Raw genomic sequence first — 16045 nt, forward strand, 5'->3', positions numbered from 1 at the left:
GTACGCCCGCCGCGCACTCGGACCAGACCATATTTCTGCAGGAGGACTGTTACATGACCGACCGCCCCTTGACCCTCATGGCCGTGCACGCCCACCCCGACGACGAGGCCACCTCGACCGGAGGGGTCCTTGCACGGTACGCGGCCGAAGGCATCCGCACGGTCCTCGTGACGTGTACCGACGGCGGTTGCGGTGACGGACCGGGGGCGCCAAGCCGGGCGATCCCGGGCACGATCCGGCGGCCGTCGCCGTGATGCGCCGTCAAGAGCTCCAGGCGAGCTGCGACGCACTGAAGATCAGTGATTTGGAGATGCTGGACTACGCCGACTCCGGGATGATGGGCTGGCCGAGCAACGACGCCCCCAAGTCCTTCTGGCAGACCCCGGTGGAGGAAGGCGCCGCCCGGCTCGCGCAACTCATGCGGCACTACCGGCCCGATGTGGTCGTCACCTACGACGAGAACGGCTTCTACGGCCACCCCGACCACATCCAGGCCCACCGCATCACGATGGCGGCGCTCGAGATGACCGAGCTGACACCGAAGGTGTACTGGACGACGATGCCCCGCTCGGGGATGCAGCGCTTCGCCGAGATCATGCGCGAGTTCCACCCGGACATGCCGGAGCCGGACCCCGCCGAGGCCGCCGCGATGGCCGAGATCGGCCTCCCCGACGATGAGATCACCACCTGGGTGGACACCACCGCGTTCAGCGGCCAGAAGTTCGACGCGCTGGCCGCGCACGCCAGTCAGGGTGAGAACATCTTCTTCCTCAAGATGGGCAAGGAGCGGTTCGGCGAGTTGATGGGCATGGAGACCTTCGTACGCGTCCAGGACGCCACCGGCGCCCCCGTACCCGAGAACGATCTCTTCGCCGGCCTGCGCTGACCTTCCCATCCGGCCGGGACTGGGAAGGCTCCCGGCAGAGCGAGCCCGCAGCAGCGGCGCGAGTACCGCCCGCTCGGCCAAGAGGAGGCCAGCCGGTACTCGGCCGGGACGCGGGCCGCCTCGCAGCTGAGCGTGCCGGCCCGCCGCAGCCGACCCAAGAGGTGCCTTGCCCGGCTCCCCGCCTCCTGCTTGCGCCGGGCCGGCACGCGGTGCGCCTCCTCGACCCGCCGCCGAAGAAGCGCACTGCTGGCGCGTCGGCGTGATGCGGGGCGGGCGGCCTGCGGTGCACCGCCTGGACTGCGCCGCCGGGCCTGAAGGCGGCAGCCTCACCACCGGCGCGGACGCCCCGCGCCAGAAGCCGCAGAGCGTCCGCGCCGGTGGCCGCCCCGTGCGCGATCCGCCGCCCTAAGACAGTGCTGCGGACGACCCTGTCACTGCCTCCGGACGACGCTCCCCAACGCACGAGGGCCTCTCGCGCGGCGGTGTCGGGACTGACGTCCAGGACGCGGCCGACGGCCGTCCCGCGTTCCCGGCTGTCCGGCAGGCGTGCACCGCGGCCGCGAAGATGTCGGCGGCCGGCCCAGCGGGATGTTCCCCTCGAACCTTGAAACGTGTGTCATATTTCGTTGATCCGTTACTGCCTGCGGCAGGCGGCAGGTTTGTTCATCAACGGGGAGAGGCAAGTGAGTTGCTCAGCCATCCGGGCAGAGGCTGGCGTCCTGCGCCCCGGCCGCCGCTTCCCCGGCTTCCCACTCGCTTCGCCCCCTTCGGATCATCGGGAGAAACCATGCGTTCACGCACCCCCTGGCGCGGCAGCGTGCTCGCCGTGCTCATGGCGGCGCTCACCGTCCTCACGGCCGGGCCGGCACCGGGCACGGCCTGGGGGGCCGCTGGGTCCCGAGCCGCCCTCGTACCCGCCGTGGACCGCGAGATCCACTTCACCGCGGACGGCGTCACCGCGTACGGCACACTGCACATACCCGCCCACCGCGCGGGCCACCGGCTCGCCGCGGCGCTGCTGCTTCCCGGCAGCGGCCCGACCGACCGCAACGGCGACGAGCCGCCCGGCCTCACCCCCCACACCCTGGCCCGCATGGCCGATGTCCTCGGCGGCGACGGTGTGATGAGCCTGCGGTTCGACAAATACGGCACCGGACGCACGGGCCTGGGCGGACGCGGCAGCGCTCCCGACATGGCCGCCTACACCCGACAGGCCGTGGCGGCATACCACGCCCTGCGTGCCCGGCCTGAAGCCGACCCGCAAGCGCTGCTCGTGGTCGGGCACAGTGAGGGCGGCCTGCAAGCACTGCTCGTCGACCGTGCCGTACAGGAGAAGCCGGCCGGACTCGCGCTCATCGCCCCGCAGAGCATGCGGCTGCTGGATCTGATCCGCCTCCAGTTGGCGGACGCCTTGAACCGGGCGGTTGCCGCAGGGCACCTCACCCCACAGCAGGCGTGGTGGAACAACCGGGGCGTGGCCAGGGCTATCGCGGACTTCCGCGCTCGGCGGCCGGTGGACACCTCGGCGCTGCTGCCGTCCCTCGCCGCCCTCTTCCAGGGCATGTTCGGGCCGGTCAACGCGGACTTTGTCCGCAGCGACGACGCTCTCTTCCCGCCGTCCGTCGCCCGAGGCGCCGCGCCCGGCACACGGACGCTCGTCACCTGCGGCACCGAGGACACCAATGTGCCCTGCCGGACGATGCCCGCTTTGCTGTCGGGCCTCGCCGCCGCCCGCACCACCGGCCCGGGACTGCGGGTCCTTCCCGGGCTCGACCACCTCCTCCACCCCGCCGGCACTCCCGTCAACGATCCGGTGATCGCCCCGGCCGCACAGCGGGCCCTCCACGACTTCGTGCGGCCCTGGCGGCACACCGCACAGGGCTGAAGAACCTCCACCACCGCACCTGGCCCCGCGCGGGTGCCCCGCCTCCCGCACGGGGCCCACTGGGCCCGCCGGTACGCACACCGGCTGTGTCATGACGCAACGCCTCACCTTCACACCCCGGAGAAGCCGGCCTCGGGCAGGAGGGAAGTGGTGATGCCTGCCGAAGGCCCGGACGCCTGGTCCCTTGCCTGTGGAGCGGTGCCGGCGATGCCGCCGTACGGTCGTCACGCGTCCGCTGATGTACCGGCTGCTCAAGTCCGGGGGAGCCGCGTGCGACCCGCAGCAGGGGTTGCACGGTGGAGGGGCGGGGCGCCTGGCCCCGCTGGACCTGCGAGTGCGAAGGGTGCGGCGGCCGGTACGAAGCGCGGCGACCAGCTCGACGACCTCGTCGCCACGCGCGCCGCCCGCCACCAGTAAGAAACCCACCACGAAGCCCTCGCCACCGACGCGGTCGCCTCTCCCGTCGGCGCCCGGTAGGTGCTGTGCTTGTTGCCGGTGGGACGGGGAAGGCGAGACCCCCTGAAAGCAGGGGTGGCTACGAGCACATGGGCAGGCCGGGGGCGGGGTCCTGATGCGTGCTCACATCCACCGCCGGAACATTGCCCCAGCAGTCCTGGTCCTCGAAGTGCGTCCAGTACCAGATGTCGTTGCCTCCGGAGTGGGAAGATCCATGCCCTCAGCACGAGTACCGGCTGGAGGCCCCTGTCGTGTTGCCTGTGCAGTACAGGACCTTGGAGCGGGACTTGCACTCGGCGGCCTGGGCGGGCGGGCTGGTGTCCGATGTGTCTGGCCGGCCGGCCTCGGTCAGGCCGCCGAACCACTCCCGCGCCCGGCGCAGGGGTGATCGCTGCCGGGTGAAGGCACTGGTCCGCCTCCCGGGCTCAGGGTCGGGTTCGGGCCGCTACCGGGAGGTGGTGGTGCCGAGAACAGCGAAACCACCTGGCCTTTGCATGAGGGCTGGTCGGGCTCAAGACAGTAGGGGGCTCGGCGAAGGTGGGCCACCGGCACGCTCCGATGTGGTCATCCGGGAAACCGGATCGAGCCGCACCGGCCGTGGCGTCTGCTCTTCCGCCTCGACGGCGAAGGGCAGGCGGTTGCCCGGCGGCGGGGCGGGGTGATGGGGAAGGTGTCGCTGAACGTGCACGGCGAAGGCCGGGTGCACCCGTCCGTCCGTATCCGCGTCGGAGTGCGTCTTCGCCGGGAGCGAGCCGCAGCTGGCCGGTGAGGACGTGGAGCCACTCGCAGCCGTAGTGCACCTGCTGTTCGAGCTGCTCGGGGCTCTGTGCGGGCACCCGGCAGGACCTACTTGAACGCGCGGAGGCCGCCCGGGCCGCGGGAGAGGGGTATCCACACCCCATCGGCCGCCGCAGTACCGGCTCGACCCGGGACAGGGTGCTGACGGACGTGCCCGTCAGCTCCGCGAGCTGCTCCAGCAGCGATCCGCGCTGCTTGCGGACGGCGCGCAGCCGTGGCCCGGCCGCGTCGGGGACGACATCGAGGTTGTCGGTCATGGAGCAGGTTCGCGCTTTCCGCGAAGTTCTTTGCACCGCCGGCCGGACTGCCGCACGGTGGGCGCATGGCGACCCCAGCAGAAGCTGACATCGCACGCCCGGGTCGGGCGATGTCGCCGAGGGTGTCGGCTTCGTCGTGATGGGCGGCGGCCTGGCCGGCCTCGGCGCCGCCCAGACCTTGGCTGCGCGCGTCGCGCTCGGCCCACCGCGCCCAGACCGAGCCCGCCGAAGAGGAACTGGCCCGGTTCGCGGCCCACGGTGCCACGGCCGTGCCTGGCGAGGTGGAGGCGTGCGAACTCGCAGGCGACCGTGTCGCCGGTGTCCGGCTCGCCGCGGACGACGCCAGGCGCGCCGTCCTCGCTCGGTGAGTGCCGTGGTGCGGCGCCCCGCCCGGCGAGGCTGTGGCCTCAAGCGGTTTCGTGGTGCTTCGCTCGCAGGTCAGCGGGCGAGGCGGGGGAAGAGAAGTTCGGCGTTGTTGCGGTTGACGGCTTCGGCCTGGCCCGCGGCGAAGTGGGGGTAGGTCTCGAGGAAGTGGTTGTAGTAGCTGCCGGCCTCGTGCGGGGCGAAGGGCCAGTCGCTGCCGTAGAGGACGTGACCGGGCTCGGCGAAAGCGAGCAGGGCGGGCAGGGCGCTGGGGCTGGCGGTCAGGGCGGTGTCGAAGTAGAACCGCTTCAGGTCGCGCAGGATGTCCTCGGCGCTGCGTTCGCGGTCGACGGCGGTGGAGGTCAGGCCGGCGAAGCGGTAGGCGGCGTACGGCAGGAAGCCGCCGCCGTGGGAGAGGATCACCCGCACGTTCGGGTAGCGGTGCATGACGCCTTTCAGCACCAGGTCGAGGGCGCTGCGTGTGGTGTCGAAGACGTAGTCGGCGAGCGGGGCGGGAGTGCCCGGGAGCAGGTCCATCGGGGGCTGGGCGGGGTGGAGGAAGACGTTCGCGCTCCGGCGGTCGAGCTCGGCCCACAGCGGTTCGAAGTCAGGGTCGCCGAGGTAGCGGCCGCGGGAGTTGGACATCAGTACGACGCCGTCGGCGTGCAGGTGGTCCAGTGCGTGGACGGCCTCCGCCGCGGCGGCGTCGACGTCGGGCAGCGGGATGCTGGCGAAGTGGCCGAAGCGGCCGGGGGTGTCCTTGACGACCTCGGCGCCGTACTCGTCGACGGCACGGGCGAGGTCCCGGGCCTGTGCCTCGTCGCCGAGGTGCACGCCGGGCGCGGTGACGGACAGGACGCCGGTGGCGATCTGCTGCTGGTCCATCATCGCGACGGCGCTCTCCGGGCTCCAGTGGGGGATGGGCCAGCCGCCGGAGTCCAGGCCCAGCGCGGCGAGGGTTTTGGCCCAGACCGGCGGAACGAGGTGCTGGTGGACGTCGATGCGAGCGGGGAACGGCATAGTGCTTCATCCCTAATATTTAGCGCGCTAACTAAACTCTCTCAGTAAGCTAACAGCCATGCGAGGAGCAGGCGAACCCGAGACCCACAGCACCCCCGGCCTGCCGGTGGAGCCCGGCATCGAAGATCTGGCCCGGGCCGCCGACCGGCTCTTCTACGCGATGCGGCGCTCACGGTCCGCCACTGTCGGCCAGTCCGCCGGCGGCCTGTCCCTGGCCCAACTGACCCTGCTCGCCCCCTGGCCGAGGTCACCGGGGGCGAGGGCCTGCCCGTCGGCCGCCTGGCTGCTCGCGCCGAGGTCAGCGTGCCCACCGCCACCCGCATGCTCCAGCAGCTGGAGGGCGCCAGTATGATCACCCGGCGCCGCTCACCACACGACGAGCGCCAAGTCCTGGTCAGCCTGACCGAGGCAGGCGCCGAACACCTCGCGGTCATGCAGGCCCGCCTGCGGGCCCGCCAGTATGCGGCGCTGTCACAGTTCACCGCGCAGGAGCGGCACACCCTCGCCGCGCAGCTGCACCGCCTGGCCGGCATCATCGGCGAGACCACTGCCAGGCCGGCCGGACCGGCGGCGGACGAGGGCTGAGCATTCGGGCGACGGGCTCGCGGGCCTGGCCCTCTGACCCGGCCCCCGGGCCCGGGCGCCGCAGATCCTGTCCAGGTCGCACAATGCCGGACGGCCGAGGAGCGCTGTCGTTCCTCCTGGACAGTGAGCACGGCCGTGCCGGGCACTGCCCAAAATCGTGCACGGCCACTGCCGCAACTCGTGAACAGCGTCGCTGAGGGCCGCAAGACGCACAGCCGATTCCACGAGAGGTGGACGGAGGAAGAGGAGGAACAACTCGCGCTGCGCTGCGCTCAAGGCGCCACGGCAGAGGAGAGCCAGGAAATGGCAGAAGACCTGAGTCAGGAACTCGGCCGCAGCGAGGTAGCCATTGAGTTACGGCTCACGCGGATCGACGCGCAGGGGTCCGCCCCTGGCAGGGCCCGTACACCCGAATTCTGACCAGCGATCCCAGGAACAAGGGGCCTACGAGCACCGAGCCAGGACCGCACACAAGGAGTAGGAGATGGCCGGATCAGAAACCGACCTCCTATGGCGGGGCAACGGCATGGTGGATGAGGTCAGGTGGAGGGGCATTGTGAGCGCTGAAGTCTGTCGTGCGCGAGACGTGGTGAGTGAAATATGAGCTACGACCTGGCGGTTTGGCAAGGTGAGGTGCCGTCCAGTAGCCGGGAATTGGCCAGGGACCATAATCGCCTGTACGACGAGTATCTCGATGGCGATGAGGCATGTTCGGCGAACAGCGTCATTATCGCATTTCTGGACGCTCTCACTGAGCGCTGGCATGTCAAGGATATCGGTGGCGATACACCTTGGGCCACAACACCACTGTCCAAAGGGGCGAGTGGGCCGTACGTGTACATCGCGCTTGCGTGGAGTGGTGCAGATGAGACGTCCGTTCGAACTCGCCGACGCCGTACTGTGCGCGGATGGACCGGTCAAGTCCCCGGTCGGCCTGAGGTTGCTGACCGAGCACCGGTGGGGGCACGGTGCGTTGTACGGCGGTCTGGGCCGCGGCGACACCGACGTCGAGCGGCTGCGAAGGACGACGCGCAGGTCATTCCGGGGTGGCCGTACTCGTTCGTCGCCGTCCTCGACCCCGGCGCCACCTCTTGGACCGCGATCCTGGACGTAGTCCGGCTTGAGGCCTGCGGCTGACCGCATCCGCACCTGGCGCCTTTGACCAGCGCCCTGATCCGGTCAACGGGCGGTACGGCGCCGCGGGGATGCGCAAGGCGTCGGTACCGCCTAATGCAACATCAGAAAGGGGCCGTCCGTTGAGACGGTCGACCGCGGCGAAGACGTGCCGTACGTCCCGTGGGTCGTCCTGGGCGAAACGCTCGGCCTGGCCAGGGCCTCGGGCTTCCGGATGTCCTCGTAGCTGAAGCTTCGGCGCCGCCGAAGACGCGGCGGTACGCCTTGTCGCGCGGCCTGGTAGCAGACAGCTCCGGGCCGAACCGCGCCAAGGGCGGCAAGGACCCCGCCGAATGGCTGTCGCCTGGGGAAAGCGCGTACTGCCTGTACGCCAGCGACTGGGTCTCCACCATGCTGCGCTGGTGCCTCAGCGTTGACTGCTCAGCGTCTGCTCTTCCGCGGTGAGCCGTTCACCGGGGAGGTGGCCGAGTACCACGGCGGGTCTCTGACCAGCTTGAACGAGTTCTCCGACGGTGTCCTACACGGCCGTTGCCGGGAGTGGTACCGGGACGGGACGCCGCGGTCCGAGGGGATGGCCCGTAACGGCCGTGCCGTAGGTGAGTGCCGGGAATGGCACCCCGATGGCGTCGTGAAGTGCCGGCGGTTCGTCGACGGGTCGGTCGCCTCACTTCGCGAGGAGCAGACGTGGGACGAGCGCGGGGACGCGCTGGGCTTGTGGCGCCGCGAAGACACCTGAACCGACATCCGCGTCCAGGGGGCCGGGGGCGACAGTCATGCCGGATCCGGAGGTCAGCGGCCCCATTGCAGGACCACGAAAAACATGACGGGGGCTGGTGCGCCGGCGGCGTCTGCAGACCGGGTCAGGGCTTGCGAACCGGTCATGGCTGAAGGCCGATAACACAACCGGCATCTTGGGATCTACCGAGCCATTGGTCCGCCGACCCGGCACACTGGCGGAACGGGCAGCAATCAGGAGAGTGACCAGCCGCCACCGGAGCTGCCGCCCGAGGACGGGCCCAGCATCACCGCGCACGTCACGTCCACGGGCGCTACCGCGGATTACCTGCGTCAGCTGGCAGGGGTCACCGGCCAGTCCCCGGCGGCGGTCACCGTCCAGTGGGCCGTCGGCCAGGTCGTCGTCCCCGCCACGGCACTCGCAGACGACCCGGCCGCACCCGACTGGCCAGCCTTGTTCCACGGCCCGCCGGACCTGCCCGAACACACCCACGCCTACCTGCGCCGGTGACCACTCCGCCGCCGGCGTTCGCCGTCGCCGACACCTCGGCCCTGCTCGCGGTCTTCAACGCCCGGGACCGGAACCACCGCGCCGCCCGCGAAGTACTGGGACTGCCCCGCACGCTGGTCATCTCCCCGCTGTGCCTGGCCGAACTCGGCTACCTGCAGACCCGGCAGACCGGCGAGCGCGCCGCCCTCGGCGCCGTTCGCCACCTGGCCGCCCTGGCCCGCCTCGGCCGTGCACAGATCGTCGACGTGAACGGCGACCTGCCCGCCGAAGCCCTGAGGACCACTTACGAAGGGCACGGCGGAGGAAGCCGGGCCGCGGCGATCGCACTCGCTGGGCGCCGTCACACCGGAGGGCTGAATACTGACTCGTCGGTGACCGAGCTGGCGTTCGATGATTGCCGGATGTCCGCCGCCCATCGCGTTGGCCAGCTCTCGACTGGTCATTTCTTCTTCCGGTGTGCTGGAGACGAGCTGGTAGGCCCGTCGCAGGAACTGCGGCGCACACTGACTGGTGGCGAGGGTGGGAGTGCGCAGGTCCAGTTCACCTCGCAGGTAGCGTTCTCCGTCGGGGCACTGGATCTATCCATCAATAGCCCACTCGCTGAGCCAGCCGCGCACCTGGCGTCGGACGGCCATGTGCCGCTCAGTCTCCAGTCGGGGCAGCAGCGTTTCCAGGCTGATGCCGGACGGGTCCGCGTCGAGTACCAAGTGCAAGGCCCGTGCTTTGGCGGTCACCGGCTGCGCCAGCGTCTCCGGCCGGGGCCGACGCGCGCACGGAAGGCGGGGAGTCCGGTCCGCTGCTGTCCTGGGACGACTCGGGACGGTCAGCCGCAGCCTCTCGGATGATTGGAGCAGCGACGGCCGATGGTGCCTGCTCCGCAACCGCATCAGCTTCCAGGTCCGCTGCCGGGGCGGTACCGGGCCACAACTCCTCCTCTTGAGCCGCGGCCAGGACCTGTCCCAGTGCGGCTGGCGTGACCCCCTGTGAAGCAACCGGCAGTGTGAGAGGCCGACAACTGCTGACGGTGTCTGCAGCGCCCTCGTGGCCGGAGCGGCCGGCCCGAAGCGGCTCCGGCCAGCGCCGCAGGGTGCAGGTCAGCGCCAGCGGTTGTTGCTGGTGTGGTCTCCGGCGAGCCAGCGGGCGAGGTCGGTGTGTGCGGTGGTGCGCTGCTCGGCGTCGATCTTCTCTACGTCGGGGTGGTCGACGGCGAACTCCAGGATCAGCCCGTTGGGGTCCGTGACGTACAGCGAGACGCAGAAGCCGTGGTCGATCACATGGGGGTTCGCGTCCGCCGAGCCGACTGCGTCGATGCGCTCGCGGATGGCTTCTTGTGCACCGGCCTCGACCTTGAAGGCTATGTGACGCATGGGAGTCGAGTTGATACTGGTCCTGAATTCCTCCTGGTCCTTGGGGTCGGCGAACTGGAAGAAGGCGAGCGCGCTGCCGTCGGCCAGGCCGTAGAGAGTGTGACTGTAGGCGCGCTCGACGCCGGCCATCGCCTCGCGCTCGGTCCACGTGGCCACCAGAGGCAGGCCGATCACGTCCTCGTAGAAGCGGCGGTTGGCTTCCTGGTCGTCGGTGATCCAGGCGTGGTGATGGAGACGGAGGGGCAGGGACTGGGCCTGCGCCTGAGGCCGGGGCTGCGTCTGCGCCATGTCGGGTCATCTCCTGTAGATAGGTGGGGCGTTGGGTCGGTCGCCGGGCTGGTCGGCGCCGCCCTGAGCAGCATGCCACCAGAACAGATTGAACGTTAAATCAATTTTGGCCATGTACGCGGGTGAGGTGTCAACGCCAACGAACTGCATGACCGGCCGGACAGGTCCCAGGCCCTGTTGCGGGGCTGGATCAGGGCGCACGTACGCTCCTGAGCGGTGGGCAGTGAGGACCTGGTCGGGTTTGACGTCGGCGTCGCCCGCCCGCCCCGTCCGTCCGCCCGTTGCTCACGCGTGACGCGTACCGGACTACTGGATCCGTCCTCCCAGCGGGTAACCCTAGAAGCCCGATCACGACTCAGTCCGGATCCGGAACCTGAGCCGGTCGGCGGGGACACTGCGTCCGGGCCGGCCGACATGGCGCACCCATGTCGGGTAGTACGACAGGCCCGGCCGGGTGCGCGCCGTTACCGGTAGTTCGTTAAACCCGGCGGTAGAGATCAAGGAGTCTGCCGGAGGCGACCGCGTCGACCAGGGCCTGGAGTTCGGCGGGCGGGCCCTTGTCGGTCCAGGCCCGCCACCAGCGGTGCAGGGTGGTGGCCGGGGTGAGCCAGGAACGCACGGCGCGTAAGGCCCCGGGGCCAGCAGGGTAGTTGGGGCTGGCGGGACGTGGTGGCTCCCCTCTCTGGCTGGTCGTCGGGGCAAGGATCCGGTGCGGTGACGTCCAGCGGGCCGGGCCGGGCCGGGCGGGGCGAACCCCTGGTCTCAGCAGAAGGAGAACGCGCAGTTCACCAGGGTCTGGTGACGGCGGATCGCGATGTCGGAGCGGACCTGGAAGTCGGCCAGGCCGAGCTCGTTCTTGATCTGCTTGTAGCTCTGCTCGGTCCAGGGCCGCAGCCCGTAGAGGCGGACGATTTCGGCAAGGCCGGCCGACGGGTGCGGGCCGGTGACGGCGTGCGGCGCGTCGGGGTGGGGCAGGTTGGTGGCCAGGTACCAGGTGGCCTTTTCCGGCAGCGTGGCCGGGTCGGTGGCGGCGACGACCAGCCGTGCCGGGCCGAGCGGGTGCCAGCCGCCGAGCGTGGCGTCGGCGGCCCACCAGGTTTCAGTGTGACCGTCGCAGAAGTGGCGCTCAACGAGTGTCCAGTCACCGCAGTGTTCGGTATCGTGCCAGGCCAGGGCACGGGCGGCGTCGACGGGAGTGTGCGGCTCGGCAGTGGGAGCCCAGGTGCCGCGGCGCGGCTTGAGGTGAACCACGTACGGCAGGCCCGCATCGCGCAGCGCGAGGTACCAGTCGTCGCTGACGGAGTAGGCACAGTCGGCCACCACCGCCCGGCAGTGAAAGCCCGCCTGCTTGCCCTCGATCGTGAGGGCAGCGGCCAACTGCGGCTTGGTGCGGAAGGCGGGGTCGTTCCGCTTGCGAGGGAAGTGGTGGGCCGGGGTGCAGGGCACCGCGTGCAGCGGGTAGTACACCCGGCCGTCGGTCCACACCGGGGTCACCGTGACCACGCAGTTGTCGGTCTTGCCCCACCTGCCCAGCCACTGGCGGCCCACGTGCGCGGTGGCGGTACCGTCCTTGCGGTCCCCGGAGTAGTCGCGATCCGGCCTTCCCCGCCAGCGCCGTCGCCACAGCGACGACGATCGCCTGTAGCGCGGTGGTCCGGCGCTGGTAGCGCACGGTCAGTCCCTCGACCTGCTCAGCGAAGGTGATCTTCGAGCAGGCCGGATCCTCGCAGTACAGACTACGGACCGATAGATCGATCCGTAGTCCCGGCCGCAACCCGTACACGCGGCCGGACCCGCCCGGGATCGCGCGGCGATCACCACCACGCCGCCGGACTCCTCGATCGAACCGACCTCCACAACAGCAAGCTGCGGCAACAGCTTCAACACATCGTCACACACCGACAGCATCCCGCCGAAACAGCGCGATGTCACGGCCCAGCAAGGCGATCAACGCTCACGAAAATCTTGTATGAGCCAGGAGCCGCACCCTTCTCCGACAACCATGCCTGGACGCTGGTCCAGGCCGTCTACACGCTGGCCACGGCCTTGGCCCTGGCCCTGTTCGGACGCGCTCGTCATCGACCAGCCGTCCGTGAGCAGTTCTCGACCTGTTTGTCCTCGCTGACGCCGAATAGCACCATCGTCTCGGCCTCGGATCGCAGAGGACACCGGTGACTTCGCGACCGTGCAGGTCGGATCCTCATGACTGGGCATGCCCGCGTTTATCGAGGTGCCCGACCTGGTCACGATCACCGGTGGCGAGGTGCGGTTCAGCCATCCGCTGGTCTGCTCCGCCGTCTACGTCGTGTTCGCCGTGCCGTCGGGTGGGGTGAACCATGTCTTGATCGCTTCTGCGAGCCCAACGGTGCCGGCCCAGGCCACGTAGCCGTCCGGGCGGATCAGCAGGGCGTCGGTGGGTGGGTCGTCACAGCGGGCCCTGACCACGTCGATCCAGTCGTCGAGGTCACCGTCGAGCATCGTCCCGGTGCCCAGGTCGAGCAGGACGGGACGGCCTCGGCGCATGAGTTCGGCCACCCGTCGTGCGCCGGTGTCGGTCGTGAGCGGCAGATCGGGAACCAGGCGGCCGACCAGGGGATGATCCGCCGTGCCGTACCGGGTGTCGCTGCCATGCAACAGGTCAGTGAGGTGCCGCAGCGGCTGCTCGTAGGCGAACACCTCGGTGAGCAGCGCGCGCAGGGCTTCGCCATCCTCACCCTCCATACGGTCGAGTACCGCCTGGGCACGGGTCTGCATGAGGGCACGCTCAGCGGCAGGCCGGCGCTCGGCTTCATAGGTGTCGAGCAGGTTCTCAGGGCCCCGGCCGTGGAGCCGGGCCGAGAGTTTCCAGCCCAGGTTGATCGCATCCGTCATGCCGATGTTGAGTGACGAGCCGCCCGCGGGGAACAGGTGGGCCGCATCCCCGGCCAGGAACACCCGGCCCGCCCGGTAGTACTCGGCCAGCCGAGCCTGGGCCACCGTGCTCGACAACCAGGTCGCCTTGCCCAGCGGTAGGTCCCTGCCCAGCACCCTGCGGACGGCCGCCCGGAACTCGGCGAACGTGACCGGACCTGCAGTAGGCGTCCCTTTCTCCCGTACACCAACGAGGTGCACGCCCGGCTGGAGTGAGGTGAGGATCAGCCGCCCGCCCTCGGTGCGGTTCCAGCCCGGCCGCAGCCCGCCCATGTCGGGGCTGTCGAAGACACCGGTCCCCGCGTCGGTGGTGAAATGACCGAGCCATAACGCCTCGTCGTCCGTCGTGCCCGGGAAGTCGATGCCGGCCAGCTCCCGGACCCGGCTGCGGCCACCGTCGCAGCCCACCACATAGCGGGCGTCCAGACGGGATTCTGCCGCCTCCAACGTCACGCCGTCTTGGTGCTGGGCGAGCGAGGTCAGCTCGTGGCCCCACCGGATCCGCACCCCCAACTCGGCCGCGCGCTCGCCCAGCAACCGCTCCAGCCGGGGCTGCTGGATCATCAGCATGCGCAGCGGGATGCCGTCCACCCCGGTGAAGCGCAGCGGGACCGAACCGAACGGGAACCCCGGCGGGACACCGCAGAACGGGCTGCCCTCACTCAGGCGTTCCAGCAGTCCGCGGTGGTCCAGCAGATCGACGATCTGCCCGACCAGCCCGTTGGCCTTGGGCAACTCGCCCGGTCCCGCTCGCTTGTCGAGCACAACCGGCACCACGCCGGTCAGGCTCAGCTCGCACGCCAGCATGAGCCCGACCGGGCCCGCGCCGATGATCGCAACCTCGCTCATGCCTGTCAGGCTAGCTTGACAGCGAGCGCTGTGTCAACCTAGCCTGACAGGCATGGAGCTGGAAGATCTGTCCAAGCGCATCCGGTCGAACGACCCCGCCGTGGGGCTACGCGCGGTCGGCGCGCTGCACCGGCTGGCCGAGCAGGTCGAGGCCGTCTCGGTTGCACTGGCCCGGGAGCAAGGGTGGACCTGGGAACAGATCGGCGACGCACTCGGCATGTCACGCCAGTCCGTGCACGCCAGGTACGGGAAGTGAGGGGTCGTGATGTTCGGCGCGGAGAAGAGCCCGTTCGTGATGGCCGTGAAATCAGCGGCTGAGGAAGCCCGGCATCGCGGCGACCGGCGTATCGGCACCGAGCACCTCCTGCTCGGTCTGCTCGCGGCAGCCAACTCCACCAGCATCCGCGTACCAGGTGCAGATGTGCTCGGTGTGGACCTGGCCACCGCCCGAGCCGCGCTGGCCGACCTGGACACGGCCGCCTTGCGTGCTATCGGGCTCGATGTCGATGAGGCGCCACAAGCCAAACCGCGCAGGCATCCTGCCGTTCCGGCCACCGCACTCACCACGAGCGCCAGAGCCGCCATCAATCAGGCGATCAAGAACACCACACGCAAGAACAGAAACAGCCAAGCCCCCGCCAACTCTTGCTCGCGTTGCTCACCCACAACCGGCCCGACCCGGTCGCGGACCTACTGGACCATCTCGGCGTGGACCGCGCCACGGCACGAGCGCACATCGCGTCGGGCGGCCAGCACGGCCATTGAGACGGGATGTAGCTCCTTGGAGGGACGGGCTGAGCTGGCGCTTTGCCACATCGGGCATGCGAGGCACGGATCCCCACCGGGCGAACGCCGCGAGTGGCCGCGTCAGCCGTAATCACGACCGGCTGGAAGATCGTCGCTAGGGAGCCCAGGCCGACCAGTATGGCCGGAGGGATCACATGCCACTTGTGAACCCGCAGGTCTGCGCTGGCGGGGCCGTCCCTCCAAAGGAGCTACACCCCCGGAGCGGGGACGCGCTACTTGCCGCCGTCACCGACGGTCAGGACGACGGCTTTTCCTGCCGGCGCGCTGGGTCGGAGACGATGCTGCACGATGATGTGAGCCGTGCAGGGCGCAGACCCCACCGCGGTCAATGAAGGCCCATTGACGTATCCGTGGCGATCCACTGATGTTCCCGTGGCAACCGACAGTCTCACGGGTGCGACAAACACAAAGGAGCTGGCCTCGCATGATGACCGCCGACAGGGCGTTGCTGGAGAGCCAGTTCAATGCAGACGAGATAGTCACCCTCGCGGAGGAGGAGCTGGGGGGCATCGGGCATGAGCCCAGCCGGTGTTTCCTGCGTGAGGTAGGGCTCCCGGTCCGCGCCAACCCATGGTTCGACCTGATCGGCAGATGTGACCCGAAGCTCAAGAAGGCCGGCGCGTGCTACGAGAACCTGAACGCCCGCTGGACGAACCTTCCCGGTAATGCGGCGGACTGGGTTCTGATCGGCATGGTCCCGTACGACGACATCGCCCTCGACGTCGCCACCGGTACCGTCCTGTGTCTCCCCCAGGACGAAGATGAGGTCTACCCGCTCAACAAGGACCTTCGCTCCTTCGCCCATTTCCTCTGCCTGCTTGAGGCCGAGCGTCCGAACTACGACGAAGAGATGAACGAGGACCTCGATTACGAGAAGGCCGAGCAAGCAGGAGAGCGTCTGGCCGAGCAGATGCGAGCTATCGACCCGGCAGCCTTGGACGTCCCTCACTCTCGTTGGCACGACATCCTGAAATGGGTCTCTGACCCGGACGCCCGGTAATCAGCACCAGCGGAACGTTGGTTGTGAAGAGTTCCGTGCCGGGGGCTTTCACCCCCACTTGCTCTACAAGCGCCTCACGGCACAGGGGAAGACAGCTTCCGTCGCGGCAGGGGCATGGGTGCCACCGGCTCCCTGCCCGCGATGTGTTCTGCGGGACGCCGGCGCGCTTGGCCGGTCTTCCGCGCGGCGCCGTC

13 protein-coding genes and 2 pseudogenes are annotated in these 16045 nt (G+C 69.6%); 10 read left to right on the plus strand and 5 right to left on the minus strand.

Features of this window, described 5'->3' with window-relative positions; genetic code table 11:
• Positions 1-53 precede the first annotated feature (53 nt).
• A pseudogene (locus tag ACEXOX_RS43595) lies at positions 54-886 on the plus strand (PIG-L family deacetylase).
• 787 nt (positions 887-1673) lie between these two features.
• Entirely contained in the window at positions 1674-2771 is a 1098-nt protein-coding gene (locus ACEXOX_RS43600) for a serine aminopeptidase domain-containing protein (RefSeq protein WP_406526132.1), read from the plus strand.
• 1949 nt (positions 2772-4720) lie between these two features.
• On the opposite strand, the gene ACEXOX_RS43605 is transcribed toward ACEXOX_RS43600, so the two are convergent.
• Positions 4721-5665, minus strand: a complete 945-nt coding sequence (locus ACEXOX_RS43605; protein WP_406526133.1) for an amidohydrolase family protein — start codon at positions 5663-5665, stop codon at positions 4721-4723.
• A gap of 58 nt (positions 5666-5723) precedes the next feature.
• Between ACEXOX_RS43605 and ACEXOX_RS43610 the strand changes: the two genes are divergently transcribed.
• The 5 genes and pseudogenes from ACEXOX_RS43610 to ACEXOX_RS43630 all read left to right on the plus strand — a co-directional run bounded on the left by ACEXOX_RS43610 (position 5724) and on the right by ACEXOX_RS43630 (position 9475).
• Positions 5724-6017 (plus strand): hypothetical protein, encoded by a 294-nt coding sequence (locus ACEXOX_RS43610; RefSeq protein WP_406526134.1) that lies wholly within the window; start codon positions 5724-5726, stop codon positions 6015-6017.
• Complete coding sequence (locus ACEXOX_RS43615) at positions 5945-6250, plus strand: transcriptional regulator, SarA/Rot family (RefSeq protein WP_406526676.1); 306 nt, start codon at positions 5945-5947, stop codon at positions 6248-6250. The genes ACEXOX_RS43610 and ACEXOX_RS43615 overlap by 73 nt, the downstream gene beginning before the upstream one ends.
• Positions 6251-7115: 865 nt before the next feature.
• Positions 7116-7372, plus strand: a pseudogene (locus ACEXOX_RS43620) (transposase); the annotation flags it as partial.
• A 424-nt stretch (positions 7373-7796) separates the two neighbouring features.
• Positions 7797-8120, plus strand: a complete 324-nt coding sequence (locus ACEXOX_RS43625; RefSeq protein ID WP_406526135.1) for a toxin-antitoxin system YwqK family antitoxin — start codon at positions 7797-7799, stop codon at positions 8118-8120.
• Between the two features lie 506 nt (positions 8121-8626).
• Positions 8627-9475, plus strand: coding sequence for a PIN domain-containing protein (locus ACEXOX_RS43630; RefSeq protein WP_406526136.1), 849 nt, complete (start codon positions 8627-8629; stop codon positions 9473-9475).
• Positions 9476-9724: 249 nt separating this feature from the next.
• On the opposite strand, the gene ACEXOX_RS43635 is transcribed toward ACEXOX_RS43630, so the two are convergent.
• The 4 genes from ACEXOX_RS43635 to ACEXOX_RS43650 form a co-directional block, all read right to left on the minus strand.
• Positions 9725-10285 (minus strand): VOC family protein, encoded by a 561-nt coding sequence (locus tag ACEXOX_RS43635; RefSeq protein WP_406526137.1) that lies wholly within the window; start codon positions 10283-10285, stop codon positions 9725-9727.
• 478 nt (positions 10286-10763) lie between these two features.
• Complete coding sequence (locus ACEXOX_RS43640; protein WP_406526138.1) at positions 10764-10904, minus strand: hypothetical protein; 141 nt, start codon at positions 10902-10904, stop codon at positions 10764-10766.
• 143 nt (positions 10905-11047) lie between these two features.
• Complete coding sequence (locus ACEXOX_RS43645) at positions 11048-11833, minus strand: transposase (protein WP_406526139.1); 786 nt, start codon at positions 11831-11833, stop codon at positions 11048-11050.
• Between the two features lie 750 nt (positions 11834-12583).
• A complete protein-coding gene (locus ACEXOX_RS43650) occupies positions 12584-14044 on the minus strand; it encodes an FAD-dependent monooxygenase (protein WP_406526140.1) in 1461 nt (486 codons plus the stop codon).
• Positions 14045-14096: 52 nt separating this feature from the next.
• Between ACEXOX_RS43650 and ACEXOX_RS43655 the strand changes: the two genes are divergently transcribed.
• From ACEXOX_RS43655 to ACEXOX_RS43665, 3 genes are all read left to right on the plus strand, one after another.
• Positions 14097-14300 carry a hypothetical protein gene (locus ACEXOX_RS43655; protein WP_406526141.1) on the plus strand — a complete coding sequence of 68 codons (204 nt, stop codon included), beginning with the start codon at positions 14097-14099 and terminating at the stop codon, positions 14298-14300.
• Between the two features lie 9 nt (positions 14301-14309).
• Positions 14310-14921: a Clp protease N-terminal domain-containing protein gene (locus ACEXOX_RS43660; protein WP_406526142.1), complete on the plus strand. Its 612-nt coding sequence runs from the start codon at positions 14310-14312 to the stop codon at positions 14919-14921.
• Positions 14922-15275: 354 nt separating this feature from the next.
• A complete protein-coding gene (locus ACEXOX_RS43665; protein ID WP_406526143.1) occupies positions 15276-15851 on the plus strand; it encodes an SUKH-4 family immunity protein in 576 nt (191 codons plus the stop codon).
• Positions 15852-16045: the final 194 nt, after the last annotated feature.

This window comes from Streptomyces sp. Ac-502 (genome assembly GCF_045222935.1).
GTDB classification, from domain to species: domain Bacteria; phylum Actinomycetota; class Actinomycetes; order Streptomycetales; family Streptomycetaceae; genus Streptomyces; species Streptomyces monomycini.